This window comes from Pseudomonas coleopterorum, assembly GCF_900105555.1.
Lineage (GTDB): Bacteria > Pseudomonadota > Gammaproteobacteria > Pseudomonadales > Pseudomonadaceae > Aquipseudomonas > Aquipseudomonas coleopterorum.
The window spans coordinates 2,877,466-2,903,535 of the sequence record NZ_FNTZ01000001.1 but is presented as its reverse complement, the minus strand read 5'-3'; the positions used below and the strand labels follow the sequence as shown (position 1 = coordinate 2,903,535).

Genomic DNA, 26,070 nt, shown 5'->3' with positions numbered 1-26,070 from the left:
TCAGCAGAGAAAGCCACCGTCCACGTTCAGGGCGGTTCCTGTGGTGTAGCTGGAAGCCGAGCTGGCGAGGTACAGCACCGCCCCGGCCATTTCTTCAGGCTGGGCAACACGATTGAGCGGGATCTGCGCGAGCGCGGTCTTGAGGATCGCCTGATTCTCGACCAGCGCGGAGGCAAAACGGGTGTCGGTCAGCCCCGGTAGCAACGCATTGCAGCGGATGTTGAAGCCGGCGCATTCCTTGGCGAACGCTTTGGTCATGTTGATCACCGCAGCCTTGGTCATGGAATAGACGCCTTGGAACACACCGGGTGACACGCCGTTGATCGACGCCACATTGATGATGCTGCCGCCACCGTGTTCACGCATCAACTTGCCGGCTTCGACCGACATGAAGAAGTAACCGCGGACGTTGACGTCCACGGTCTTCTGGAAAGCGCCCAGGTCGACATCCAGGACGCTGCCGAACTGGGGGTTGGTGGCAGCATTGTTGACCAGGATGTCAAGGCGACCGAAGGTTGCGCGGATGCGTGCGAACAAGTCCTGAATCTGCTCGGTTTCGCCAATGTGGCAGGCCATCGCGGTAGCCTGGTCGCCGCCAGCGTTGATGCTGTCGGCGACACGCTGGCAGCCGTCCAGCCTGCGACTGACGACGATCACATGTGCACCCTGCTGCGCCAGCAATCGGGCAATGGACTCGCCGATCCCACGGCTGGCGCCGGAGACCAGCGCTATTCTGCCGTCGAGGTCGAACATCGTGGTCTTGGGCATATCCGCTCCTGCCGTGGGTGAGAAGTTACATGTTCGGGTAAGTTGGTCCACCCGAGCCTTCGGGTGCCACCCAGACGATGTTCTGCGAAGGATCCTTGATGTCGCACGTCTTGCAGTGCACGCAATTCTGCGCGTTGATCTGGAAGCGCTTGGCACCGTCTTCCTGGGTGACGACTTCATAGACACCGGCCGGGCAGTAGCGCTGGGCGGGCTCGTCGTACAGCGGCAGGTTCTTGCCGATGGGAATGCTCGGATCCTTGAGCTTGAGGTGGCACGGCTGCTCTTCTTCATGGTTGGTGCCTGAGATGAACACCGAACTGAGTTTGTCGAAGCTCAATTTGCCATCGGGCTTGGGGTAGTCGATGCGCTTGCTGTCAGCTGCCAGCTTCATGCAGGCGTAGTCAGGCTTGTTGTCGTGCAGGGTGAAGGGGATCTTGCCCTTGAACAGGGTCTGATCGACGAAGTTGAACGCGCCGCCGATGATGGCTCCCCACTTGTGGATGGCAGCCCCGAAGTTGCGGCTGGCGAACAGCTCTTCATACAGCCAGCTGGCCTTGAAGCCGGACACGTAGCCGTCGAGCACGTCTCCGCCTTCCGAGCCCTGGAACAGCGCGTCGGCCACCGCCTCGGCGGCGAGCATGCCGGACTTCATGGCGGTGTGGCTGCCCTTGATCTTGGAGAAGTTCATGGTGCCCAGGTCGCAGCCGATCAGCGCGCCGCCGGCGAAGACCATCTTGGGCAGCGAGTTGAAGCCACCCTTGCAAATGGCGCGGGCGCCGTAGCTGACGCGCTTGCCGCCTTCCAGATACTGCTTGAGAACCGGATGGTGCTTGAGTCGCTGGAACTCGCCGAAAGGCGACAGGAATGGGTTGGCGTAGGACAGGTCGACGATGAGGCCGACCACCACCTGATTGTTTTCCAGGTGATAGAGGAACGAGCCGCCGGTGTTCTCGGTACCCATGACCTCCAGCGGCCAGCCGGCGGTGTGGACCACCAGCCCCGGCTGGTGCTTGGCAGGATCGATGTCCCAGATCTCTTTCAAGCCGATCCCGTAATGCTGCGCGTCGGCTTCGCTGTCCAGTTTGAAGCGTTCGATCAGTTGCTTGCCGATGTGCCCGCGGCAGCCTTCGGCGAACAGGGTGTATTTACCGCGCAGTTCCATGCCCGGGGTGTACAGCCCTTCTTTGGGCTTGCCTTCGCGATCCACGCCGAGGTCGCCGGTGATGATGCCGCGCACAACGCCCGTTTCGTCGATCAGCGCTTCTTGTGCGGCAAATCCGGGGTAGATCTCGACACCCAGGTTTTCAGCCTGCTGGGCGAGCCAGCGGCACAGATTGCCCAGGGAGATGATGTAGTTGCCCTCGTTGTGCATGGTCTTGGGCACGAAGGCGTCGGGGATCTTTGTGCCACTCTCGGCGTTTTTCAGGATGAAGATGTCGTCGCGGGTGACGGGCGTGTTCAGGGGGGCACCCAGGGCTTTCCAGTCCGGGAACAATTCGGTGAGCGCCCGCGGTTCGAAGACGGCACCGGAAAGGATGTGAGCACCGACCTCGGAGCCTTTTTCAACCACGCAGACGCTGATTTCCTGTCCGGCGTCGGCGGCTTTCTGCTTCAGTCGGCATGCCGCGGACAGGCCTGCTGGGCCTGCGCCGACGACGACGACGTCGAATTCCATGTATTCGCGTTCCACGGGTTCTCTCCTACTCAGGGCTCATCAGGCCTTTCTAATGGGTGAAGCGTCCGGAACGGTCATCCGGGGTGTCGCGGTTGGGTGCTGCGTTCATCTGCTCGTGTAGTACCGTGTCTGGACGGCTACAGGCAAGGGCATGCGCGTGCTGCAGTATATCTACACCACTTGGCCGGTCCAATACAAACGTTTGTTTGAATCTGCTGCAGCCCAGTAAAATCAAGGTGGCCAGGGGGCGTGACCGGTGAGTTCCGCGTATTGACCGGTCAGGGCTCAGCGGTCAAGATACGGCCAGCTTCATGTTCGATGCAGCGCCTGCATGCAGTACAGGATGCATCGAATCTCGACCCCGGCACGGGTCATTCATCCATGTCGAACGCCCATCGGGTCGAGTTTACACGTCATACTTGTTGAAGGCTGCCCCGTTTTGCTGGTCAAGGTCTTGAAAAATCAGGTTTTTGCCAGCACTACGCAATGCTGCAAACGTTTCAATGGTGCCCTTGCGCCCACGTCATCGTCCGGTCTGCCTGGGCGACATTCTTTTCACCGGAGAGTAACGAGGAATCCATGAAGGTTCTTGTAGCTGTCAAACGAGTGGTCGACTACAACGTCAAGGTTCGCGTCAAGGCGGATAATTCAGGCGTTGATCTTGCCAACGTCAAGATGTCGATGAACCCGTTCTGCGAAATCGCTGTTGAAGAAGCCGTCCGCCTGAAAGAGAAAGGCATCGCCAGCGAAATCGTCGTGGTCACCATCGGCCCGGCCACCGCTCAGGAGCAACTGCGCACCGCGCTGGCCCTGGGCGCCGACCGCGCCATCCTGGTCGAGCACGCCGAGGAACTGAACGCCCTGGCAGTGGCCAAGCTGCTCAAGGCGGTGGTCGACAAGGAACAGCCGCAGTTGGTGATCCTGGGCAAGCAGGCGATCGACAGCGACAACAACCAGACTGGCCAGATGCTGGCTGCGCTGAGCGGCTACGCCCAGGGCACTTTCGCGTCCAAGGTCGAAGTGGCGGGCGACAAGCTCAATGTCACCCGTGAAGTCGATGACGGTCTGCAGACCGTTGGCCTGACCCTGCCGGCCATCGTCACCACCGACCTGCGTCTGAACGAGCCGCGCTACGCCTCCCTGCCCAACATCATGAAGGCCAAGAAGAAGCCGCTCGAATCGTTCACGCCCGAGGCGCTCGGCGTGTCGTTGACCTCCACCAACAAGACCCTCAAGGTCGAGGCGCCGGCGACCCGCAGCGCCGGTGTCAAGGTCAAGTCGGTGGCCGAACTGGTCGAAAAACTGAAAAACGAAGCGAAGGTAATCTGAATGACTATCCTGGTTATCGCCGATTATGTAACCGAAGGTCAGGTGAACACTGGCGTTGCACCTTCGACCCTGAACACCGTGGCTGCCGCGCAGAAGATCGGCGGCGACATTCACGTGCTGGTCGCCGGCGTGCAGGTCGACAGCGTCGCGCAAGCCGCCGCGAAGATCGCGGGCGTGAGCAAGGTGCTGGTGGCGGACAATGCCGCCTACGCGCACCAGTTGCCTGAAAACGTGGCGCCGCTGATCGTCGAGCTGGCCTCGGGCTACAGCCATGTGCTGTCCGCTGCGACCGCCAACGGCAAGAACATCCTGCCGCGTGTTGCCGCTGCGCTGGACGTCGACCAGATCTCCGAGATCATCTCGGTCGAGTCGCCAGACACCTTCAAGCGTCCGATCTACGCCGGCAACGCCATTGCCACTGTGCAATCGAGCGCTGCGATCAAGGTCATCACCGTACGTGCCACCGGTTTCGACGCCGTGGCTGCCGAAGGCGGTTCAGCAACTGTCGAAGCGGTGGGCGCAGCTCACGATACCGGCAAATCGAGCTTCGTTGGCGAAGAGCTGGCCAAGTCCGATCGTCCCGAGCTGACCGCGGCGAAGATTGTCGTCTCCGGCGGCCGTGGCATGCAGAACGGCGACAACTTCAAGCACCTCTACACCCTGGCCGACAAGCTGGGTGCTGCCGTGGGTGCGTCGCGTGCAGCGGTGGACGCCGGCTTCGTGCCCAACGACATGCAGGTCGGCCAGACCGGCAAGATCGTCGCGCCGCAGTTGTACATCGCGGTAGGCATTTCCGGAGCCATCCAGCATCTGGCTGGCATGAAGGACTCCAAGGTGATCGTTGCGATCAACAAGGACGAAGAGGCGCCGATCTTCCAGGTGGCCGATTATGGCCTGGTCGCCGACTTGTTCGAAGCTGTTCCCGAGCTGGAAAAACTGGTCTGATCCAGCGCTTCGCGCTGCGGTCGACTCAAGCCCGGTCGCCATCCGTTGCCCACAGGGCAGCGGGCGGCGACCGGGCTTTTTTGTATCTGAATTTGCCTGTGACATGGGCTGAAGAGGTTGAGGTTGAGCATGACCAGACAAGGCAGACTTCGCCGCGCGGGCTTTTGCATGGTCGCGGCGTTGCTACCGCTGGCAGCACAGGGGGCGGGCAAGTGCGAGCGACTGGTTGCCAGTGGCAGCCCCGACGCGCCGCCCTATCTGTGGCGGGATCCACAGGACCCGGAGCGGCTGATCGGCGTCAACGCCGAGCTGTTGCAGCAGGTGGCGACCCAGATCGGCGTCAAGGTCGACATTCTTTATGCCGGCAAGCGTTCACAGGCGCTGGAAGAGGTGCGCAGTGGGCGAATGGACTTGCTGGTGGATGCACCCCTGAACGTCAGCGAGCTTGAATCCCTGGATTATGTGCATCCTGCCCTGGTCCCGAACGATTACCTGGTGTGGACCCTGCGATCGACGCCACTGACCTACCGCAGTCTTGCCGATCTTCACGGCCACGCCGGGGCGATCTCGGCCAAGGCGCGACCGACCCAGGCATTCGCTACTCTGGCCGCCGAGCATCTGAAGCTGGTCAGTACTGACAATCTGATTCAGGCCTTCGACAAGCTGGTGCTTGGCCAGGTCGAATACGTGATCGCCGGACGCTATTCCGGTGCGGCCATGGCTCAGGCACAGGGGCTGGGGGATCGACTGCAAAGCAGTGAGCTGCCCGTCGACCGCCCGGGGTTGTACCTGGCGTTGTCTCACGACTCCGCGTGCAACGATCCCTGGCTGCGCGGACAGCTGGCGAAAAAAATGACAGAATTGACCGCTTCAGGCATACCTCCCGAGGTGTTTTCCCGCAATGTCGAGCGTTGGAAAGTCCAGCAATCGCTCAAGCCTGCAGTACTTCCACAGTAGGAATCTTTCGTGAACATTCAAACGATGACCGCAGGCGCGATGTTTGCGCTGCTTGCTGGTTGCGCCAACGACCCGGCGCCTACGCAGCAATTGCGTCTGGCTGACCAGACCGTCGAGCAGGCCCGCGCCGTTGGCGCCACAGACGACAACGAGGCCATGAAAATGGCGGTCGACAAACTTGCCCAGGCGCGTGCGCAAATGGTCGATGAAAACTACAAGAGCGCCCGGCTCAACGCCGAACAGGCCGAGTTGGACGCACGTCTGGCCGAAGATCAATTGTTGACCGCCAAGGGGCAGGAGCAGATCAAGGTGCTGGAGGCTCGCATCCAGCGCCTGCGCAAACAATTGGGAGACATGCAGTGAAGCAGTTGACGGGAATGCGCATGGGGCTGGTGCTGGCGGCCGGTTTGGTGACGGTAGGCTGTACCGGTCAGCGCGCCAATAGCGAGGCCGTCCAGCGTGCCGAGGTTGCCTTTCAGGCGGTCCGCGATGATTCCAACGTGCTGCGCAGCGCGCCCAAGGATGTCATCCGGGCTGGCGAATCGCTGGCCCGCGCCGAGCGGCTCGCCAGCTATTGGGGCACGGGCAGCGACGCTCAGCATTATGCCTACCTGAGCCAGCGCTACAGCGAGATCGCCCGGGAGCGCAGTCAGCAGATGCTCAATCAGCAGCGCCTGACCAAGCTGCAGATGGACCAGCAGCGCCTGCAACTGGCGTTGCGTGACTCCAAGCTGGAAAGCGTGCAGCAGCAGGGCAAGTGGCTGGAAGAGCAGATTCTGGCGTTGGCCAATGTCGAGGCCGACCGCGGGCTGGTGATGACACTGGGTGACGTGCTGTTCGATACGGGGGAGGCGCAGCTCAAGCCACAGGCCAACCGTACGATCCTCAAGCTCGTGCAGTTCCTGCAACTCAATCCCAAGCGCGTGGTGCGTATCGAAGGCTACACCGATAACACTGGCGAAAAAGCCTTTAACCTGCAGCTGTCGACCGACCGAGCGCAGTCGGTAGCCGACACGCTGGTTGACTTGGGCATCGATGAGTCGCGTATTCAGGTGCACGGTTATGGCGATGCCTATCCTGTGGATGCAAACGCTTCGGAGCGGGGCAGGGCGCAGAACCGTCGGGTCGAGATCGTCTTCTCCAACGCAAAAGGGGAAATGGCGTTGCCGCGCGGTTGATGCTCAGGTGAATCTCGACAGTGCAGTTGCAGGATCAGCTCTGCTATTCTGCCAGCTGTCCCCGTACAGTTTGCATCTGTAGGGGTCCAGTGGCACATCTGAGATCCCGCCATGACCAACCTCTTGCTCTACCAGCGTATTGCCCAACAGTTGGCTGATGACATCCGGCGAGGGGTCTATCAGCCAGGTGAGCGTGTGCCTTCGGTACGCAAGATGAGCGCGCAGCTCAATGTCAGCCACGCCACGGTGTTGCAGGCCTACGCCAACCTCGAAGATCAGGGGTTGATCCGCGCGCGGCCACAGTCTGGCTACTACGTGCACCAGACGCCCGCGCTGACTGCGCCGACGCCTGACATTGCGCGGGTGGAGCGGCCGGGGTTGGTCACACGCAGCAGCATCATCCAGCAAGTGCTGGATGAGTCCCGACGAGAGGGCGTGTTTCCGTTGGGCGCTGCGGTGCCCCATGTCGAGTTTCTGCCGGTACGGGCATTGCACCAGCAGTTGGCCAAGGTCACCCGCTTCCAGAGTCCACGTGCGTTCAGCTACATGTTCAGCCCAGGCTTCGAGCCGCTGCGCCGGCAAGTGGCGATCCGCATGCGCGATGCGGGCGTGGTGGTCGATCCTTCGGAGATCGTCATCACGCACGGTTGCGTCGACGCGTTGCAGATGAGCCTGCGCGTGCTCACCCGGCCCGGAGATCTGATCGCGGCCGAGTCGCCTACCTATTACGGTTTGCTGCAACTGGCGGACTTGCTCGGCCTCAAGGTGATCGAGATCCCCAGCGATCCGTCGACGGGTATCAGCCTGGAGGCGCTGCAGTTGGCCGCCAATCAGTGGTCGATCAAGGCGCTGGTGCTGACACCGCGCTTGAGCAATCCACTGGGCGGGACCATGCCCGAGGAGCGCATGAAGCAGCTGTTGCGACTGTCTTCGGACTTCGATATTCAGATTGTCGAGGACGATATCTATGGCGAATTGATGTTCGAGCAAGGAAAGAGCAAGGCGCTCAAGGCGTTCGATCGGCTGGGGCATGTCATCTACTGCTCGAGCTTCTCCAAGACACTTTCCCCAGGGGTGCGGATTGGTTGGATGATTGCCGGTAAATACCAGGCCGAGGTCCAGCGCTTGCAGACGTTCAGCACGCATTCGGCCTGCAGCGTCACGCAAATGGGCGTGGCCAGCTACCTGGAGAACGGCGGCTACGACCGGCACCTGCGTTTCATTCGTCAGGAGTACCGCAAGAACCTCAGTGCCTTCCAGTTGGCCGTGCAGCAGCACTTTCCCGAAGGCACGCAGATCACGCGGCCCACGGGTGGATTCATTCTCTGGGTCAGTCTGCCGGGGCGGGTCAATACTCAGGAACTGCACGTTCGCGCGCTGGAGCAGGGGATCAGCATTGCCCCGGGGCTGATCTTCAGCAATACAGAGCAATTCAACCACTGCGTTCGGCTCAATTGCGGCGTGCCGTGGAACCGCGAAGCGGAGCGTGCCCTGGCGACGCTGGGTGTACTGGCACGTCAATTGTGTCAGGAGTCAGGAGTTTCCTATTGAAAGCGCTCAGGGGGCTTGTCAGCTCGACCGCGAACGCGGAGCATAGGGCTCTCATCGTTGTTGCCGTGCCCTTATGAACACCATGCGTCGTATTGCATTGCTGGTCTTCTGCTTGAATCTAGGCGTCTTCGCAGTGCCTTGCGTTCAGGCACAAACGTCGGAAATTCCGTCTTCCACAGCGCGCTCGGCGGAAACTGGCAAGCCTGTCGTCAAAACTGACGCGCCGGCAAAGAAGGCCGTGGCAAAAAAGCCAGCGGTTCGCAAGAAGGCGGCCAAAAGCCGTTCGCGCAAGGAGTCGGACGTCATCGCCACTCCTGTGCCTGAGGCCAAGCTGGATCTGAGCCTGCCCAAGGACATCGTCAAGGACCTTAAGCCGCCGACTCAGCCTGTCAACGCTGCGGTCCAGCCGACTCCGCTTGCCGAGCGTGCGCCTAAACCCATCCTGCCCGCTTTCTTCAGTGACAAGGGCAATGAGGACTTCCAGCTCAATGGCCGTCTGCTGAACAACGAAATGCAGCTGCAGCGGCGCGGCGACGGTCGTGAAGTCGAGGGTGCGGCGCTGGACTTCAATTTCAAGCAGTGATCAGTGCCGCCCGCAGTATCGACCGTTACAGTTTGGCTGATTGAAATATCGATGCGGGCATTTTCAAACGCTCGTTTGGTCACTACCATGGGGGCTCTTCAACCCACCGTGCCTGTGAGGTCATGACGTCATGAAATGCCGCGAAGGCTGTGGCGCCTGCTGTATCGCCCCTTCCATCAGTTCGCCTATTCCTGGCATGCCTTCAGGTAAGCCGGCAGGGCAGCGCTGTGTGCAGCTATCTCTGGACAATCTCTGTGCGCTGTTCGGTCTGCCCGAGCGGCCGGCAGTGTGCTCGGCGTTCAATGCCGATCCCGAGGTGTGCGGTGACAGCGATCAGGATGCCGTGCGCATTCTGGGTTGGTGGGAGCAGATGACCGCATAGGCAAGGGCTCCATTCTCGACAACAAGGAACAACAACAATGAGAGCGATGCATTCGATAGCGTTGGTAGCCCTGCTGGGTAGTGTCCACGTGTCCGCCCAGGCGGAGTCGTGGGTGGTGGCCAAGGACGAGGAGGGGATCAAGGTCTCGCTGAGCGAGGTCGCAGGCTCCAAGTACAAGGCCTATCGTGGCGAAACCGTCATCAAGGCCAGCGTAGCGAAGTTGCGGGCAATGCAGGAAGACGTCGCCGGCGCGTGCACCTGGATTCACGAGTGCAAGGCGCAAAAGCTGCTCAAGCATCAGGGCGACCAGACCTGGACCTACACCCAGTTCAATACGCCATGGCCGGTGACGCCGAGGGATTCGGTGTTGCACATCACCACGGTGGATGGCAGCGATGGCAGCGTTACCCGTAACCTGGCTGGGGCGGCCAACTATGTGCCGGAGGAAAAAGGCTTCGTGCGTGTGGCTCAGGTCGAAGGCTTCTGGAAGATGGTGCCTCAGGGTGCCAATCAGACCCAGGTGATCTACCAGGTGCATACCGAGCCGGGTGGCAGCGTGCCTTCCTGGCTCGCCAACAAGTTCGTCGTGGATGCGCCATTCAACACCCTCAAGGCGCTGCGTGCCAAGGCGGAACAATAGAAAAGCAAAAGGCCGCCCGAGGGCGGCCTTTCGTTGCAGCGCGAACGCTTAGGTGCGGTCGTCCAGCGCTGTGACGTCGCGGCTTTTCTCGCCGGTGTACAGCTGGCGTGGGCGGCCGATCTTGTACGGGCTCGAGAGCATTTCCTTCCAATGGGAAATCCAGCCAACGGTGCGCGCCAGGGCGAATATCACCGTGAACATGCTGGTTGGAATGCCGATGGCCTTGAGGATGATGCCCGAATAGAAATCGACGTTCGGGTACAGCGAGCGCTCGATGAAGTACGGGTCGGTCAACGCGATCTCTTCCAGGCGCATGGCCAGTTCGAGCTGCGGATCATTCTTGATGCCCAGTTCCTTCAATACTTCGTCGCAGGTCTGCTTCATCACCGTGGCCCGTGGGTCGCGGTTCTTGTAGACGCGGTGGCCGAAGCCCATCAGTTTGAACGGATCGTTCTTGTCCTTGGCTTTGGCGATGAAGGCGTCGATGTTGGAAACATCGCCGATTTCATCGAGCATGGTCAGCACCGCTTCGTTGGCACCGCCGTGGGCAGGGCCCCACAGCGCCGCGATGCCGGCAGCGATGCAGGCGAACGGGTTGGCGCCCGAAGAGCCTGCCAGGCGTACGGTAGAGGTGGACGCATTCTGCTCGTGGTCGGCGTGCAGGATGAAGATGCGATCCATGGCCTTGGCCAGCACCGGGCTGATCGGTTTGATCTCGCACGGGGTGTTGAACATCATGTGCAGGAAGTTTTCGGCATACGAGAGGTCGTTGCGCGGGTACATCATGGGCTGGCCCATGGAGTACTTGTAGACCATGGCTGCCAGGGTCGGCATCTTGGCTACCAGGCGTACCGCCGAGATCTCGCGATGCTGGGGGTTATTGATGTCGAGCGAGTCATGGTAGAACGCGGACAGTGCGCCGACCACGCCGCACATGATGGCCATGGGGTGGGCATCGCGGCGGAAGCCGTTGAAGAAGGTCTTCAACTGCTCGTGAACCATGGTGTGGTTCTTGATGTTGCCGACGAACTTGGCCTTCTGCTCGGCAGTCGGCAGTTCGCCGTTGAGCAGCAGGTAGCAGGTTTCAAGGTAGTCGGATTGTTCGGCGAGTTGCTCGATCGGATAGCCGCGGTGCAGCAGGATTCCGGCATCGCCGTCGATATAGGTGATCTTCGACTCGCACGACGCGGTCGACATGAAGCCTGGGTCGAAAGTGAAGCGGCCCGTGGCAGTCAAACTCCTGACGTCGATTACATCGGGACCAACGGTGCCGGTTAAAATCGGCAGCTCGACGGGGGCTGCGCCCTCGATGATCAACTGCGCTTTTTTGTCAGCCATGTGGCCTCCTATTAATGCTTGAAATCATCAGACAGACCCCCCACGCAGGGCCCGCACCACTATAGTGAGATAAATTCGAATGTCAATTTGCTTAAAGTGAGGCTCCAGAGGGCTTCGAGCACGCTTTTTTCGCGAAATTCCGCCCCGTTCAAACCTTTTGCCCTGGCTGCGCAATCCGCCGTCCGAGGCCTGCGCGTGCGTTGTCATTAGTATCCTAACTGTCTATACTCGGCAGCCGACCGCCGGGGGCTTTTCCGAGCCATTTCGACGGGGTCGTCACTCCCTGGGTGGTGAGTACCTGACCAGTACACTTCCCTACAACTTGCCCTGCTTGCTAGGGGCTCTTCAGTGTGAAAAAAGCCGTGAATAGCCAACGACCTGTAAACCTAGACCTAAGGACCATCAAACTCCCTGTCACTGCTTACACGTCCATTCTCCATCGTATATCCGGTGTCATCCTGTTCCTGGGCATCGCTCTCATGCTGTACGCATTGGGCAAATCCCTGGGCTCCGAGGAAGGCTTCGGCGAGGTGAAGGCGTATTTGACCAGCCCGCTGGCCAAGTTTGTGATCTGGGCCCTGCTGTCCGCCTTGCTGTATCACCTGGTGGCCGGTGTGCGCCACCTGATCATGGACATGGGCATCGGTGAGACGCTGGAAGGCGGCAAGCTGGGCTCCAAAATCGTTCTCATCATCTCGGTGGTGCTGATCGTTCTGGCAGGAGTTTGGGTATGGTAACCAACGTTACGAACCTTTCGCGTTCGGGCCTCTATGACTGGATGGCACAGCGCGTGTCTGCGGTCGTTCTCGCGGCTTATTTTCTGTTTCTGATCGGGTACATCATTGCCAATCCAGGCATGGAGTACACCCAATGGCACTCGCTGTTCAGCAGCAACTGGATGCGCATCTTCAGCCTCCTGGCCCTGGTCGCCCTGGGCGCCCACGCCTGGGTCGGCATGTGGACCATCGCCACCGACTACCTGACGCCAATGTCGTTCGGCAAGTCGGCCACGGCTATACGCTTCCTGTTCCAGGCGGTATGCGGCGTCGCGATGTTCGCGTACTTCGTCTGGGGTGTGCAGATTCTTTGGGGTATCTGATTCATGGCTAACATTAGTACGCTTTCCTTCGACGCCATCATCATTGGTGGTGGCGGTGCCGGCATGCGCGCAGCGCTGCAGCTGGCCCAGGGCGGTCACAAGACTGCCGTTGTCACCAAAGTCTTCCCGACTCGCTCGCACACCGTGTCGGCGCAGGGCGGCATCACGTGCGCCATCGCTTCGGCCGACCCGAACGATGACTGGCGCTGGCACATGTACGATACCGTCAAGGGTTCCGACTACATCGGTGACCAGGACGCTATCGAGTACATGTGTTCGGTAGGCCCGGAGGCCGTCTTCGAGCTCGAGCATATGGGGCTGCCGTTTTCGCGTACCGAGCAGGGCCGCATCTACCAGCGTCCGTTCGGTGGCCAGTCCAAGGACTTCGGCAAGGGCGGCCAGGCGGCACGTACCTGTGCTGCTGCCGACCGTACCGGTCACGCCTTGCTGCACACCCTCTATCAGGCGAACCTGAAGGCCGGCACTGTATTCCTGAATGAATACTATGCGGTCGATCTGGTGAAGAACCAGGACGGTGCGATCGTTGGCGTGATCGCCATCTGCATCGAAACCGGCGAAACCTCCTACATCCGTGCCAACGCCACCGTATTGGCAACTGGCGGGGCCGGGCGCATCTATTCGTCCACCACCAACGCCCTGATCAACACCGGTGACGGCGTCGGCATGGCCTTGCGTGCCGGTGTGCCGGTACAGGACATCGAGATGTGGCAGTTCCACCCGACCGGCATCGCTGGCGCAGGTGTACTGGTCACCGAAGGTTGTCGCGGTGAAGGCGGTTACCTGATCAACAAGCACGGCGAGCGTTTCATGGAACGCTACGCACCGAACGCCAAGGACCTTGCCGGTCGCGACGTGGTTGCGCGCTCCATGGTCAAGGAAATCATCGCCGGCAATGGCTGTGGTCCCGATGGCGATCACGTGATGCTCAAGCTCGATCACCTGGGCGAGGAAGTGCTGCACAGCCGCCTGCCGGGCATCATGGAGCTGTCCAAGACCTTTGCCCACGTCGATCCGGCCGCTGCGCCGATTCCTGTCGTGCCAACTTGTCATTACATGATGGGGGGTGTCGCTACCAACATCCACGGTCAGGCAATCACCCAGGATGCCAATGGCAACGACGCCATCATCCCTGGTCTGTTCGCCGTGGGCGAAGTGGCTTGCGTGTCGGTTCACGGTGCCAACCGCCTGGGTGGCAACTCGCTGCTCGACCTGGTGGTATTCGGTCGCGCTGCCGGTCTGCACCTGGAGCAGGCACTGAGCGAAGGCATTGACTACCGCCGTGCCAGCGACACCGATCTGGAAGTCGCCTTGGCGCGTCTGGACGGCCTCAATGCACGGACTACCGGCGAAGACGTCGCCAGCCTGCGCAAGGAACTGCAAAGCTGCATGCAGAACTACTTCGGTGTGTTCCGTACCGGCGAGTACATGCAGAAAGGTATCGATCAGCTGGCCGGCCTGCGCGAGCGCATTGCCAACGTCAAGATCAACGACAAGAGCCAGGGCTTCAACACCGCCCGGATCGAAGCGCTGGAATTGCAGAACCTGCTGGAAGTGGCGGAAGCCACCGCGATCGCTGCAGAGCATCGCAAAGAGTCCCGCGGCGCTCACGCCCGTGAAGACTATGAAGATCGCGACGACGAAAACTGGCTGTGCCACACCCTGTACTTCCCGGGTGAAAAACGTGTTGCCAAGCGCGCCGTGAACTTCTCGCCGAAAACCGTTCCGACTTTCGAACCGAAAATCCGGACTTATTGAGGGTGGCCGTCATGTTGCAAGTCAGTGTTTATCGCTACAACCCGGATCAGGACGCAGCGCCGTCCATGCAGGAATTCCAGGTCGACACCGGTGGCAAGGATGTGATGGTGCTGGACGTGCTGGCCTTGATCAAGGAACAGGACGAAGGCTTTTCGTATCGTCGCTCGTGCCGTGAAGGCGTGTGCGGTTCCGACGGCATGAACATCAACGGCAAGAACGGCCTGGCGTGCATCACGCCGCTGTCCGCTGTCGTAAAAGGTAACAAGTTGATCGTGCGTCCGCTGCCAGGATTGCCCGTCATCCGTGACCTGGTCGTGGATATGAGCATCTTCTACAAGCAGTACGAGAAGGTGAAACCGTTCCTGCAGAACGACACTCCGGCTCCGGCCATCGAGCGTCTGCAGACTCCGGAAGAGCGCGAAAAGCTTGACGGTCTGTACGAGTGCATCCTGTGTGCATGCTGCTCGACATCCTGCCCGTCGTTCTGGTGGAACCCTGACAAGTTCCTGGGCCCGGCAGCGTTGCTGCAGGCTTATCGTTTCCTGGCCGACAGCCGCGATACCCGGACCAGCGAGCGCCTCGCATCGATGGATGACCCGTTCAGCGTATTCCGCTGCCGCGGCATCATGAACTGCGTCAGCGTCTGCCCGAAAGGCTTGAACCCCACCAAGGCCATTGGCCATGTGCGGAACATGCTGTTGTCCAACGGCGTCTGATTCAACTGCTACACCGCAAGCCGTCACAGCGCGGGATCGATCCTGCGCTGTGGCGAAAACCCGAGCGCGGCTGCGTATGGCTTCGCTTTTACTTTCGAAGAAACAAGACCAGCAGGGGCTCCGGGCTGGTACCCGGACTACCAGCGTACAACTCTGAGGTGGCTTGCACGGTCGCTCTACACGGACCGCGTCAATACGCCCAAGCTGTCAGCGCCGGTGGTGTCCCCTAACCGAGGGTGACCAAGCATGCAAGAAAGCGTGATGCAGCGCATGTGGAACAGCGCCCACCTATCCGGTGGTAACGCTGCCTATGTGGAAGAGCTCTATGAGCTTTACCTGCACGACCCTAACGCTGTGCCAGAGGAATGGCGCACCTACTTTCAGAAGTTGCCTGCCGAAGGCAGCACTGCCACCGACGTTGCACACTCCACCATTCGCGATCATTTCGTCCTGCTGGCCAAAAACCAGCGCCGTGCTCAACCGGTTTCCGCCGGGAGCGTGAGCAGCGAGCACGAAAAGAAGCAAGTGGAAGTGCTGCGACTGATTCAGGCCTACCGGATGCGCGGCCACCAGGCAGCCCAACTGGACCCGTTGGGGCTGTGGCAACGGCCTGCTCCGGCAGACCTGTCAATCAACCATTACGGCATGACCAATGCCGATCTGGATACGACCTTCCGTGCCGGCGACCTGTTCATCGGCAAGGAGGAGGCGAGCCTACGTGAAATTCTCGAGGCTTTGCAGCAGACATATTGCCGCACCATCGGCGCCGAGTTCACTCACATCACCGATTCCGAGCAGCGCAGCTGGTTCCAGCAGCGTCTGGAAAGCGTGCGCGGTCGTCCTTCGTTCTCGGCCGAGATCCGCAGCCACGTGCTGGAGCGCGTCACGGCTGCCGAAGGCCTTGAGAAGTATCTGGGCACCAAATACCCCGGTACCAAGCGTTTCGGTCTGGAAGGTGGCGAAGCCCTGATCCCGATGCTCGACGAGATGATTCAGCGCTCGGGCTCCTACGGCACCAAGGAAGTCGTGATCGGCATGGCCCACCGTGGCCGTCTCAACGTACTGGTCAACACCTTCGGCAAGAACCCTCGTGACCTGTTCGACGAGTTCGAAGGCAAGAAGAAGGTCGAGCTGGGCTCCGGTGACGTCAAGTACCACCAGGGTTTCTCGTCCAACGTGATGACCGCAGGTGGCGAAGTGCACCTGGCCATGGCGTTCAACCCGTCCCACCTGGAGATCGTTTCTCCGGTGGTCGAGGGTTCGGTACGTGCCCGCCAGGACCGTCGCAACGATGCGGTCGGCGACAAGGTGCTGCCGATCTCGCTGCACGGCGACGCTGCATTCGCCGGCCAGGGCGTGGTCATGGAAACCTTCCAGATGTCGCAGACCCGCGGTTTCAAGACCGGCGGTACCGTGCACATCGTGATCAACAACCAGGTTGGTTTCACCATCAGCAACCCGTACGACGCGCGCTCCACCGAGTACGCGACCGACGTGGCCAAGATGATCCAGGCGCCGATCCTGCACGTGAACGGCGATGATCCGGAAGCCGTGGTGTTCGTCACCCAGCTGGCCATCGACTACCGCATGCAGTTCAAGCGCGACGTGGTCATCGACCTGGTGTGCTACCGCCGTCGCGGCCACAACGAGGCCGACGAGCCAAGTGGCACCCAGCCGCTGATGTACCAGCAGATCGCCAAGCAGCGCACCACCCGCGAGCTGTATGCCGAAAGCCTGATCAAGGCCGGCGTGCTCGACGAAGGCAGCGTGCAGAGCCAGATCGACGAGTACCGCAATGCGCTGGACAACGGTCTGCATGTGGTCAAGAGCCTGGTCAAGGAACCGAACAAGGAATTGTTCGTCGACTGGCGTCCTTACCTGGGCCATGCCTGGACGGCGCGCCATGACACGCGCTTCGACCTCAAGACCCTGCAGGAACTGTCCGCCAAGCTGCTGGAAATTCCCGAAGGCTTCGTCGTGCAGCGCCAGGTGTCCAAGATCTACGAAGATCGCCAGAAGATGCAGGCCGGTGGCTTGCCGATCAACTGGGGCTATGCCGAGACCATGGCGTACGCCACCTTGGCCTTCGAAGGTCACCCGATCCGCATGACCGGCCAGGACATCGGCCGCGGCACCTTCTCGCACCGCCATGCGGTGTTGCACAACCAGAAGGATGCGGCGACCTACATTCCGCTGCAGAACCTGTACAACGGCCAGCCGCGCTTCGATCTGTACGACTCGTTCCTGTCCGAAGAGGCGGTTCTGGCGTTCGAATACGGCTACTCGACCACCTCGCCCAACGCGTTGGTGATCTGGGAAGCGCAGTTCGGTGACTTCGCCAACGGTGCACAGGTCGTGGTCGACCAGTTCATCACCAGCGGCGAGCACAAGTGGGGCCGTCTGTGCGGTCTGACCATGCTGCTGCCGCACGGCTACGAAGGGCAGGGCCCGGAGCACTCGTCGGCGCGTCTGGAGCGTTACCTGCAGCTGTGCGCCGAGCACAACATTCAGGTGTGCGTGCCCACCACGCCCGCGCAGATCTACCATCTGCTGCGTCGTCAGGTGATCCGTCCGCTGCGCAAGCCGCTGATCGTGCTCACGCCCAAGTCGCTGCTGCGTCACAAGCTCGCGGTGTCGACCCTGGAAGACCTGGCTGAAGGTTCGTTCCAGACCGTCATCCCGGAAATCGATACCCTGGACGCCGCCAAGGTGACGCGTCTGGTGCTGTGCAGCGGCAAAGTCTACTACGACCTGCTGGAGAAGCGCCGCGCCGAAGGCCGCGAAGATGTCGCCATCGTGCGTATCGAGCAGCTGTATCCGTTCCCTGAAGACGACTTGATGGAAGCGATCGCTGCCTACACCAATCTGGAGCACGTGGTCTGGTGTCAGGAAGAACCGATGAACCAGGGTGCCTGGTACAGCAGTCAGCATCACTTGCGCCGCAGCATGAGCAATCACAAGAAGACCCTGGTCCTCGAGTATGCCGGCCGTGACGCATCGGCCGCCCCGGCTTGTGGTTACGCTTCGATGCATGCCGAGCAGCAAGCCAAACTGCTGCAAGATGCCTTCACCGTTTAATGCCAACGCGCACCTGAAACCGAATTTAAGGAATTACTGATAATGGCTATCGAGATCAAAGCCCCTACCTTCCCGGAATCGGTCGCCGACGGCACCGTTGCGACCTGGCACAAGCAGCCGGGCGATGCGGTCAAGCGCGATGACCTGATCGTTGACATCGAGACCGACAAGGTCGTCCTGGAAGTGCTGGCCACTGCCGACGGCGTCCTGGGCGCGATCGTCAAGAACGAAGGCGACACCGTTCTGTCGGACGAAGTCCTGGGCTCCATCGAGGAGGGCGGTGCTGCCGCCGCTGCGCCTGCTGCTGCACCTCAGGCCGCTGCCGCGCCTCAAGCCGCCGCACCACAGGCGGCTTCGGCACCTGCTGCCGGCGACGATGACGCCATCGGTGGTCCGGCTGCACGCAAGCTGGCCGAAGAAAACGGCATCAACCTGAACAGCGTCAAGGGCACCGGCAAAGACGGTCGCGTCACCAAGGAAGACCTGGTCGCCGCCATCGAAGCCAAGAAGTCGGCACCGGCCGCCAAGCCTGCCATGCCTGCCGCGGCAGCCGCCGTGGTCCAGACCACCGGCGACCGCACCGAGAAGCGCGTGCCGATGACCCGTCTGCGCGCCAAGGTCGCCGAGCGCCTGGTCGAAGCCCAGTCGAACATGGCCATGCTGACCACCTTCAACGAAGTCGACATGACCGAAGTCATGGCCTTGCGCTCCAAGTACAAGGACCTGTTCGAGAAGTCGCACAACGGCGTGCGCCTGGGCTTCATGTCGTTCTTCGTCAAGGCGGCCACCGAGGCGCTCAAGCGCTTCCCGGCTGTCAACGCCTCGATCGATGGCTCCGACATCGTCTACCACGGCTACGCCGACGTCGGTGTCGCGGTGTCCAGCGACCGTGGTCTGGTGGTTCCCGTCCTGCGCAATGCCGAGGCCATGAGCCTGGCCGAGATCGAAGGCGGCATCGCCACCTTCGGCAAGAAAGCGCGCGACGGCAAGCTGTCGATGGACGAGATGACCGGGGGTACCTTTACCATCACCAACGGTGGTACCTTCGGTTCGATGATGTCGACCCCGATCGTCAACCCGCCGCAAGCGGCCATCCTGGGCATGCACAACATTCTGCAGCGTCCCATGGCGATCAACGGCCAAGTGGTCATCCGCCCGATGATGTACCTGGCGCTGTCCTATGACCACCGCCTGATCGATGGTAAGGAAGCCGTGACGTTCCTGGTGACCATCAAGAACCTGCTGGAAGATCCAGCGCGTCTGTTGCTGGATATCTGACAAGGCAGCCACAGGTAGCGGGATCCGCCATCGAGCCCACGCAGCTTGATCCGGACCCCGCTGGCTGGGCTTCAAGCATGCCGTTAATAGGAATTGTTTTATGACTCAGAAATTCGACGTGGTAGTGATTGGCGCAGGCCCTGGTGGCTACGTCGCTGCCATCAAGGCCGCACAGCTGGGCCTCAAGACTGCCTGTATCGAGAAGTATCAAGACGGCGAGGGCAAGCTGGCCCTCGGCGGTACCTGCCTGAACGTGGGTTGCATTCCGTCCAAGGCACTGCTGGACAGCTCGTGGAAATTCCACGAAGCCCAGGACGGCTTTGCCATCCACGGTATCAACCATGCCGGCGTGACCATGGATGTCCCGGCGATGATTGGTCGCAAGTCCAACATCGTCAAGAACCTGACTGGCGGCGTTGCCGGCCTGTTCAAGTCCAACGGCGTGACCGTGCTGCAAGGCCACGGCAAACTGCTGGCTGGCAAGAAAGTCGAAGTGACGGGCCCCAACGGCGTTGAAGTCGTCGAAGCCGACAACGTCATTCTGGCTTCCGGCTCGCGTCCGATCGACATTCCACCGGCGCCGGTCGACCAGAAGATCATCGTCGACTCCACCGGTGCGCTGGAATTCCAGCAAGTGCCCAAGCGTCTCGGCGTTATCGGTGCCGGCGTGATCGGTCTGGAACTGGGTTCGGTATGGTCGCGCCTTGGCGCCCAGGTCACCGTGCTCGAAGCACTGGATACGTTCCTCATGGCTGCAGACACCGCGGTGTCCAAGGAGGCCCTGAAGACCATGACCAAGCAAGGCCTGGACATCAAGCTCGGCGCTCGCGTGACCGGCTCCGAGGTTCAGGGCGAAGAAGTCGTGGTCAAGTACACCGATGCCAATGGCGAGCAGTCGATCACTTTCGACAAGCTGATCGTCGCTGTCGGCCGTCGTCCGGTGACCACTGACCTGCTGGCTTCTGACAGCGGTGTTGACATTGACGAGCGCGGCTTCATCTATGTCGATGACTACTGCGCGACCAGCGTCCCTGGCGTCTATGCCATTGGTGACGTGGTCCGTGGTCTGATGCTGGCGCACAAGGCGTCCGAGGAAGGCATCATGGTCGTCGAGCGCATCAAGGGCCACAAGGCCGTGATGAACTACGATCTGATTCCATCGGTCATCTACACCCACCCGGAAATTGCATGGGTCGGCAAGACCGAGCAGGCGCTCAAGGCCGAAGGCGTTGAAGTCAACGTCGGCAGCTTCCCGTTCGCGGCCAGCGGTCGTGCAATGGCAGCCAACGACACCGGCGGTTTCGTCAAGGTCATCGCCGATGCCAAGACCGACCGCGTACTGGGTGTCCACGTGATCGGCCCAAGCGCCGCAGAACTGGTTCAGCAGGGCGCCATCGCCATGGAATTCGGCACCAGTGCCGAAGACCTGGGCATGATGGTCTTCTCGCATCCGACCCTGTCGGAAGCCCTGCACGAAGCGGCCCTGGCCGTGAATGGCGGCGCCATCCACATCGCCAACCGCAAGAAGCGTTAAACAATAAGAAACCACGGTGGATTGCCCGTCGCATACCTGTCCGCAGGGATGCCGCGGAACGTCCGCCGGACTCGCCTCGTCGGTCAACCGGCGAGTAGCAGTCACAGGTGGCGCGGCACTTCAATCACGAAGCGCAGCGCCGAAAAGCGCAGTACCTAACGAAGACGGTAATAAGCATGAATCTTCACGAGTATCAGGGTAAGCAGCTGTTCGCTGAATACGGCCTGCCAGTATCCAAGGGTTACGCGGTAGACACCCCCGAAGAAGCCGCAGAAGCCTGCGACAAGATCGGCGGCAGCGAGTGGGTCGTCAAGGCCCAGGTCCACGCCGGTGGCCGTGGTAAAGCTGGTGGTGTAAAGCTGGTTCGCAGCAAGGAAGACGCCAAGGCTTTCGCTCAGCAATGGCTGGGCAAGCGTCTGGTGACTTACCAGACTGATGCCAACGGTCAGCCTGTCACCAAGATCCTGGTCGAGTCCTGCACCGATATCGCCAAAGAGCTGTATCTGGGCGCCGTTGTAGACCGCTCCAGCCGTCGCATCGTGTTCATGGCTTCCACCGAAGGTGGCGTGGACATCGAGAAGATCGCTCACGACACTCCCGAGAAGATCCTCAAGTCCACCATCGATCCGTTGGTCGGCGCTCAGCCGTTCCAGGGCCGCGAGCTGGCATTCCAGCTGGGTCTGGAAGGCAAGCAGGTTGCCCAGTTCGCCAAGATCTTCGTTGGCCTGGCCAAGCTGTTCCAGGACCACGACCTGGCCCTGCTGGAAGTCAACCCGTTGGTCATCAAGGCGGACGGCGATCTGCATTGCCTCGATGCCAAGATCAACATCGACGCCAACGCCATGTACCGTCAGCCCAAGCTGAAGGGTTTCCACGATCCTTCGCAGGACGACCCGCGTGAAGCGCACGCTGCCAAGTTCGAACTGAACTACGTGGCGCTGGAAGGCAACATCGGTTGCATGGTCAACGGTGCCGGCCTGGCCATGGGTACCATGGACATCGTCAACCTGCACGGCGGCAAGCCAGCCAACTTCCTCGACGTTGGCGGCGGTGCTACCAAGGAACGCGTGACCGAAGCGTTCAAGATCATTCTGTCCGACACCAATGTCGCGGCCGTACTGGTCAACATCTTCGGCGGCATCGTTCGTTGCGACATGATTGCCGAAGGCATCATCGGCGCGGTGAAAGAAGTCGGCGTGAAAATCCCGGTGGTTGTGCGCCTTGAGGGCAACAACGCTGAACTGGGCGCTAAAGTACTGGCGGAAAGCGGTCTGAACATCATCGCAGCCACCAGCCTGACCGACGCTGCTCAACAAGTTGTCAAAGCTGCGGAGGGCAAGTAATGAGCGTCCTGATCAATAAAGACACCAAGGTCATCTGCCAGGGCTTCACCGGCTCGCAGGGTACTTTCCACTCCGAACAGGCCATCGCCTACGGCACCAAGATGGTTGGCGGCGTGACGCCAGGCAAGGGTGGTACCACCCACCTGAACCTGCCTGTGTTCAACACCGTGAAAGAAGCCGTGGAAACCACAGGCGCTACCGCCTCGGTCATCTACGTACCGGCTCCTTTCTGCAAGGATTCCATCCTTGAAGCAGCATTCGGCGGCATCAAGCTGATCGTCTGCATCACCGAAGGCATTCCGACCATCGACATGCTGGAAGCCAAGGTCAAGTGCGACGAGCTGGGTGTCATCCTGATCGGCCCTAACTGCCCAGGCGTGATCACTCCGGGCGAGTGCAAGATCGGCATCATGCCAGGCCACATCCACTTGCCGGGCAAGGTCGGTATCGTGTCGCGTTCCGGCACACTGACCTATGAAGCCGTCAAGCAGACCACCGACGCCGGTTTCGGCCAGTCGACCTGCGTCGGTATCGGTGGTGACCCGATCCCGGGCTCGAACTTCATCGACATCCTGAAGCTGTTCCAGGAAGACCCACAGACCGAAGCGATCGTCATGATCGGCGAGATCGGTGGTTCGGCCGAAGAAGAAGCCGCTGCCTACATCAAGGCACACGTGACCAAGCCGGTCGTTTCCTACATCGCTGGTGTGACTGCCCCTCCAGGCAAGCGCATGGGCCATGCGGGTGCAATCATCTCCGGCGGCAAGGGTACTGCAGACGAGAAGTTCGCTGCCCTGCAGGACGCTGGTGTGAAAACCGTGCGTTCGCTGGCTGACATCGGCAAGGCTTTGGCCGAGCTGACCGGCTGGACTGCCAAGTAAGCTTCGCTTGCTCGACGCGCAGTCGCAAAGGCCACCTTCGGGTGGCTTTTGTGTTTCAGGCGTTCAGCGTTGCTGGCTCAACCATTCGTCACGCGTCAGTTGCCAGATTTCCTCCTCCATGGTGCCACCGACGAAGGATTGTTGGCGTTTGAGCACCACCCGCATGCCCTCGCGCATCGAGATCCGTCTGGACGGTTCGTTGGCTGCTGCTTTGGCGACTCTCAAGACGGGTTTGCCCAGCGCTTGGAACCAGAAGCGATTCACCGCCTGGCAGGCCTCACTCACCAGCCCCTTGTTCTGCCAAGGCTCGGCAATCCAGAAGCTACGGTTGTCGTTGTACTCATCCATGAGGCTGATGACGCCGATGATAAGTTCGGGCGCATCGCGCAGTCGAAGCGTCCAGTGCCATTCCTCCGCGTTGGCCATGGCCGGAAGCGCGTCCTCTCGAATGTAGCGCTCTGCCTCGTCGGCGGGGTAGGGCCACGGCATATTGTCGGTGATGTAGCGAACCATGCCCCAGTGGGCAATCAACTGTTGATAGCGCGGGGCGTCGGCGAGGGTAAGAGGATGCAACTGCAGTCTGCTGGTTTTCAGGATGGGGATGATCGCGTGTGGGCCGTGAGTCATTGCTGGATGCTCGTCAAAAGCTAAGGACTCTACTGGATCGATGGTGGACTAAGCTTCGGAATTGTCCTTTGTCTCTGTAGGGATTTTCCGTATTTGCTCAAAACATTTATAAGGATGACAGCAATCAACGACATTGATCTGGTTGCAGGTAGCCACTCTCATGTAATATGTCGACCCGCCATAATGTCGCAGTCCATGAACGAATGTTCAGGTTGTAGATTCTGGCCGGCTGCCAGCAATGACCTTGATGCCGCAAGGCGTGCCAAGGTCGATGTCACTGAAGTCGCTGAAAACAATGTTCAACAAGAAATTCAGCACGCGAAGGACATGAATGTGAGGCCGATGTTGTGATTTTGGCCTTCTATGCCATTTATCGGTTTGCCCGCTATCCGTTTCACGTTGCCGCTGATGAGGCCCTTGAAACCTGATGGCTGTTGAATCGAACGGTGGCGTTCAATCCTAGGAATTTCTGTATGTTGAAGAAAGCGAACACAGCGCTGCTGGGTCTGGCTCTGTCCATGGGGATGGTGTCGGCACAAGCGGCCGAAGCGAAGAAAGTCGACGTCCTGCTGATTGGCGGCGGTGTCATGAGCGCCACGCTGGGCGTGCTGCTCAACGAGCTCGAGCCGAGCTGGTCGATGGAAATGGTCGAGCGCCTGGACGCTGTCGCCGAAGAAAGCTCCAATGGATGGAACAACGCGGGTACCGGCCACTCGGCCCTGGCCGAGCTGAACTACACCCCGGAAGACAAGGACGGCAAGGTCCAGATCGCCAAGGCGATCGAGATCAACGAAGCCTTCCAGATTTCCCGTCAGTTCTGGGCTCACCAAGTGACGGTGGGTGTGCTGAAGAACCCACGCACGTTCATCAACTCCACGCCGCACATGAGCTTCGTCTGGGGCGATAACAACATCGAGTTCCTCAAGAAGCGCTATGAAGCGCTGAAGGCGAGCCCGCTGTTCGCCGGCATGCAATTCTCCCAGGACCACGAGCAGATCAAGAAGTGGGTGCCGTTGATGATGGAGGGCCGCGACCCCAATCAGAAACTGGCCGTCACCTGGAGCCCGCTGGGTACCGACATGAACTTCGGCGAGATCACCCGCCAGTACGTCGGTCACCTGAAGGGCCAGAAAGGCTTCGACCTGAAGCTGTCCAGCGAAGTTGAAGACATCAAGCGCAATGACGATGGTTCGTGGCGCGTGAGCTACAAGAACCTGAAAGACGGCACCAAGACCGAAACCGACGCCAAGTTCGTGTTCATCGGTGCCGGTGGCGCTGCCCTGCATCTGCTGCAGGATTCGGGTATCCCAGAAGCCAAGGAATACGGTGGCTTCCCAGTGGGCGGCTCGTTCCTGGTGACCGAGAACCCAAGTGTGGCCATGCAGCATATGGCCAAGGCCTACGGCATCGCATCGACCGGTGCACCGCCCATGTCCGTTCCGCACCTGGACACCCGTGTCCTGGACGGCAAGCGTGTGGTCCTGTTTGGCCCATTTGCCACCTTCTCGACCAAGTTCCTGAAGAACGGTTCGTACCTGGACCTGCTGACCAGCACCAACCTGCACAACGTATGGCCCATGACCAAGGTCGGCATCGAGCAGTACCCGCTGATCGAATACCTGGCCGGTCAGGTCATGCTGTCGGATGACGATCGCTATGAAGCGCTGAAACAGTACTTCCCCAACGCCAAGAAAGAAGACTGGCGTCTGTGGCAGGCTGGCCAGCGTGTGCAGATCATCAAGCGTGACGCAGACAAGGGCGGCGTGCTGAAACTGGGTACTGAAATCGTCGTCTCCAAGGACAGCAGCATTGCCGGTTTGCTGGGTGCATCGCCTGGCGCATCGACGGCTGCACCGATCATGATCAACGTGCTTGAAAAGGCGTTCAAGGACAAGGTCGCGACACCCGAGTGGCAAGCCAAGCTGCGTCAGATCGTGCCTAGCTACGGTACTGCGCTGAACAACTCGCCGGAAGCCGTGCAGAAAGAGTGGAACTACACCGCCAAGATTCTGCAGTTGGCCGTTGCTCCTCCTGTGATCGACCAGGCCGCTGCCGCTGCCAACCCGATCGAAGGTCAGACGGCACCGAAAGCTGAAAGCAACCCAGCGGCCGACATGGCGCTGTAAGTTCGAGCCTCACGTCTGAGGCTTTTGGAACTTGCTGTATCGTTTCCGCTGAGTCTTGCACCGATGCGACACTCAGGTGCACTCAGCGGACACTTCGCACTGCAACAGTGCGAGGAGCGTCGAATTTCGCTACTCTACGCGCCATTTTGCCGGGCCCGCCCACAAGGCAGCCGCCTGCGCATCCAGTCTGGCCTCATCCGGTCGACCGTGTTTCCCTCAATCCATGGGGAAAACCTCTCTCAATTCCAATCTATTGACGTGGTTTC

23 protein-coding genes are annotated in these 26,070 nt (G+C 60.4%); 19 read left to right on the top strand and 4 right to left on the bottom strand.

Annotated elements, in window-relative coordinates:
- Together BLV18_RS12895 and BLV18_RS12890 are read right to left on the bottom strand one after the other, a co-directional pair.
- A complete protein-coding gene (locus BLV18_RS12895; protein WP_090359062.1) occupies positions 1-768 on the bottom strand; it encodes an SDR family oxidoreductase in 768 nt (255 codons plus the stop codon).
- Between the two features lie 25 nt (positions 769-793).
- Positions 794-2,458: an electron transfer flavoprotein-ubiquinone oxidoreductase gene (locus tag BLV18_RS12890; protein WP_090359060.1), complete on the bottom strand. Its 1,665-nt coding sequence runs from the start codon at positions 2,456-2,458 to the stop codon at positions 794-796.
- Between the two features lie 564 nt (positions 2,459-3,022).
- Between BLV18_RS12890 and BLV18_RS12885 the strand changes: the two genes are divergently transcribed.
- The 9 genes from BLV18_RS12885 to BLV18_RS12845 all read left to right on the top strand — a co-directional run bounded on the left by BLV18_RS12885 (position 3,023) and on the right by BLV18_RS12845 (position 10,008).
- Positions 3,023-3,772 (top strand): electron transfer flavoprotein subunit beta/FixA family protein, encoded by a 750-nt coding sequence (locus tag BLV18_RS12885; RefSeq protein WP_049859844.1) that lies wholly within the window; start codon positions 3,023-3,025, stop codon positions 3,770-3,772.
- Entirely contained in the window at positions 3,773-4,717 is a 945-nt protein-coding gene (locus BLV18_RS12880; protein WP_049859845.1) for an electron transfer flavoprotein subunit alpha/FixB family protein, read from the top strand.
- Between the two features lie 129 nt (positions 4,718-4,846).
- Positions 4,847-5,674 (top strand): substrate-binding periplasmic protein, encoded by an 828-nt coding sequence (locus BLV18_RS12875; RefSeq protein WP_090359058.1) that lies wholly within the window; start codon positions 4,847-4,849, stop codon positions 5,672-5,674.
- A 24-nt stretch (positions 5,675-5,698) separates the two neighbouring features.
- Positions 5,699-6,037: a DUF4398 domain-containing protein gene (locus BLV18_RS12870; protein WP_090362264.1), complete on the top strand. Its 339-nt coding sequence runs from the start codon at positions 5,699-5,701 to the stop codon at positions 6,035-6,037.
- Positions 6,038-6,051: 14 nt separating this feature from the next.
- A complete protein-coding gene (locus BLV18_RS12865) occupies positions 6,052-6,852 on the top strand; it encodes an OmpA family protein (protein ID WP_090359056.1) in 801 nt (266 codons plus the stop codon).
- 111 nt (positions 6,853-6,963) lie between these two features.
- Positions 6,964-8,403 (top strand): aminotransferase-like domain-containing protein, encoded by a 1,440-nt coding sequence (locus tag BLV18_RS12860; protein ID WP_056842215.1) that lies wholly within the window; start codon positions 6,964-6,966, stop codon positions 8,401-8,403.
- 238 nt (positions 8,404-8,641) lie between these two features.
- Positions 8,642-8,986 carry a translation initiation factor 2 gene (locus BLV18_RS12855; RefSeq protein ID WP_244156860.1) on the top strand — a complete coding sequence of 115 codons (345 nt, stop codon included), beginning with the start codon at positions 8,642-8,644 and terminating at the stop codon, positions 8,984-8,986.
- A 130-nt stretch (positions 8,987-9,116) separates the two neighbouring features.
- Entirely contained in the window at positions 9,117-9,368 is a 252-nt protein-coding gene (locus tag BLV18_RS12850) for a YkgJ family cysteine cluster protein (RefSeq protein ID WP_090359050.1), read from the top strand.
- Between the two features lie 37 nt (positions 9,369-9,405).
- Positions 9,406-10,008, top strand: a complete 603-nt coding sequence (locus BLV18_RS12845) for an START domain-containing protein (protein ID WP_090359048.1) — start codon at positions 9,406-9,408, stop codon at positions 10,006-10,008.
- Between the two features lie 48 nt (positions 10,009-10,056).
- On the opposite strand, the gene gltA is transcribed toward BLV18_RS12845, so the two are convergent.
- The gene (gene gltA / locus BLV18_RS12840) at positions 10,057-11,346 is read right to left on the bottom strand and encodes a citrate synthase (protein WP_049859852.1); all 1,290 of its coding nucleotides are present in this window, start codon (positions 11,344-11,346) and stop codon (positions 10,057-10,059) included.
- Positions 11,347-11,696: 350 nt separating this feature from the next.
- Here gltA and sdhC point away from each other — a divergent pair, with 350 nt between their 5' ends.
- From sdhC to sucD, 9 genes are all read left to right on the top strand, one after another.
- Positions 11,697-12,083, top strand: a complete 387-nt coding sequence (gene sdhC / locus BLV18_RS12835; protein WP_177327952.1) for a succinate dehydrogenase, cytochrome b556 subunit — start codon at positions 11,697-11,699, stop codon at positions 12,081-12,083.
- Positions 12,077-12,445: a succinate dehydrogenase, hydrophobic membrane anchor protein gene (gene sdhD / locus BLV18_RS12830; RefSeq protein WP_049859853.1), complete on the top strand. Its 369-nt coding sequence runs from the start codon at positions 12,077-12,079 to the stop codon at positions 12,443-12,445. The genes sdhC and sdhD overlap by 7 nt, the downstream gene beginning before the upstream one ends.
- Before the next feature lie 3 nt (positions 12,446-12,448).
- On the top strand, positions 12,449-14,221 hold the full coding sequence (sdhA, locus tag BLV18_RS12825; RefSeq protein WP_049859854.1) for a succinate dehydrogenase flavoprotein subunit: 1,773 nt from the start codon (positions 12,449-12,451) through the stop codon (positions 14,219-14,221).
- 11 nt (positions 14,222-14,232) lie between these two features.
- The gene (locus tag BLV18_RS12820) at positions 14,233-14,937 is read left to right on the top strand and encodes a succinate dehydrogenase iron-sulfur subunit (protein ID WP_043193659.1); all 705 of its coding nucleotides are present in this window, start codon (positions 14,233-14,235) and stop codon (positions 14,935-14,937) included.
- A 246-nt stretch (positions 14,938-15,183) separates the two neighbouring features.
- Positions 15,184-18,015: a 2-oxoglutarate dehydrogenase E1 component gene (locus BLV18_RS12815; RefSeq protein WP_049859855.1), complete on the top strand. Its 2,832-nt coding sequence runs from the start codon at positions 15,184-15,186 to the stop codon at positions 18,013-18,015.
- Positions 18,016-18,057: 42 nt separating this feature from the next.
- Positions 18,058-19,293 carry a 2-oxoglutarate dehydrogenase complex dihydrolipoyllysine-residue succinyltransferase gene (odhB, locus tag BLV18_RS12810; protein WP_049859856.1) on the top strand — a complete coding sequence of 412 codons (1,236 nt, stop codon included), beginning with the start codon at positions 18,058-18,060 and terminating at the stop codon, positions 19,291-19,293.
- Between the two features lie 100 nt (positions 19,294-19,393).
- A complete protein-coding gene (lpdA, locus tag BLV18_RS12805; RefSeq protein WP_049859857.1) occupies positions 19,394-20,827 on the top strand; it encodes a dihydrolipoyl dehydrogenase in 1,434 nt (477 codons plus the stop codon).
- 176 nt (positions 20,828-21,003) lie between these two features.
- A complete protein-coding gene (sucC, locus tag BLV18_RS12800) occupies positions 21,004-22,170 on the top strand; it encodes an ADP-forming succinate--CoA ligase subunit beta (RefSeq protein WP_049859858.1) in 1,167 nt (388 codons plus the stop codon).
- A complete protein-coding gene (sucD, locus tag BLV18_RS12795) occupies positions 22,170-23,051 on the top strand; it encodes a succinate--CoA ligase subunit alpha (RefSeq protein ID WP_090359046.1) in 882 nt (293 codons plus the stop codon). The genes sucC and sucD overlap by 1 nt, the downstream gene beginning before the upstream one ends.
- A 63-nt stretch (positions 23,052-23,114) precedes the next feature.
- Here sucD and BLV18_RS12790 read toward each other — a convergent pair whose 3' ends face one another.
- On the bottom strand, positions 23,115-23,678 hold the full coding sequence (locus tag BLV18_RS12790; protein ID WP_090359044.1) for a GNAT family N-acetyltransferase: 564 nt from the start codon (positions 23,676-23,678) through the stop codon (positions 23,115-23,117).
- A 473-nt stretch (positions 23,679-24,151) separates the two neighbouring features.
- On the opposite strand from BLV18_RS12790, the gene mqo reads away from it, so the two are divergent.
- Positions 24,152-25,804, top strand: coding sequence for a malate dehydrogenase (quinone) (gene mqo, locus BLV18_RS12785; protein ID WP_090359042.1), 1,653 nt, complete (start codon positions 24,152-24,154; stop codon positions 25,802-25,804).
- Positions 25,805-26,070: the final 266 nt, after the last annotated feature.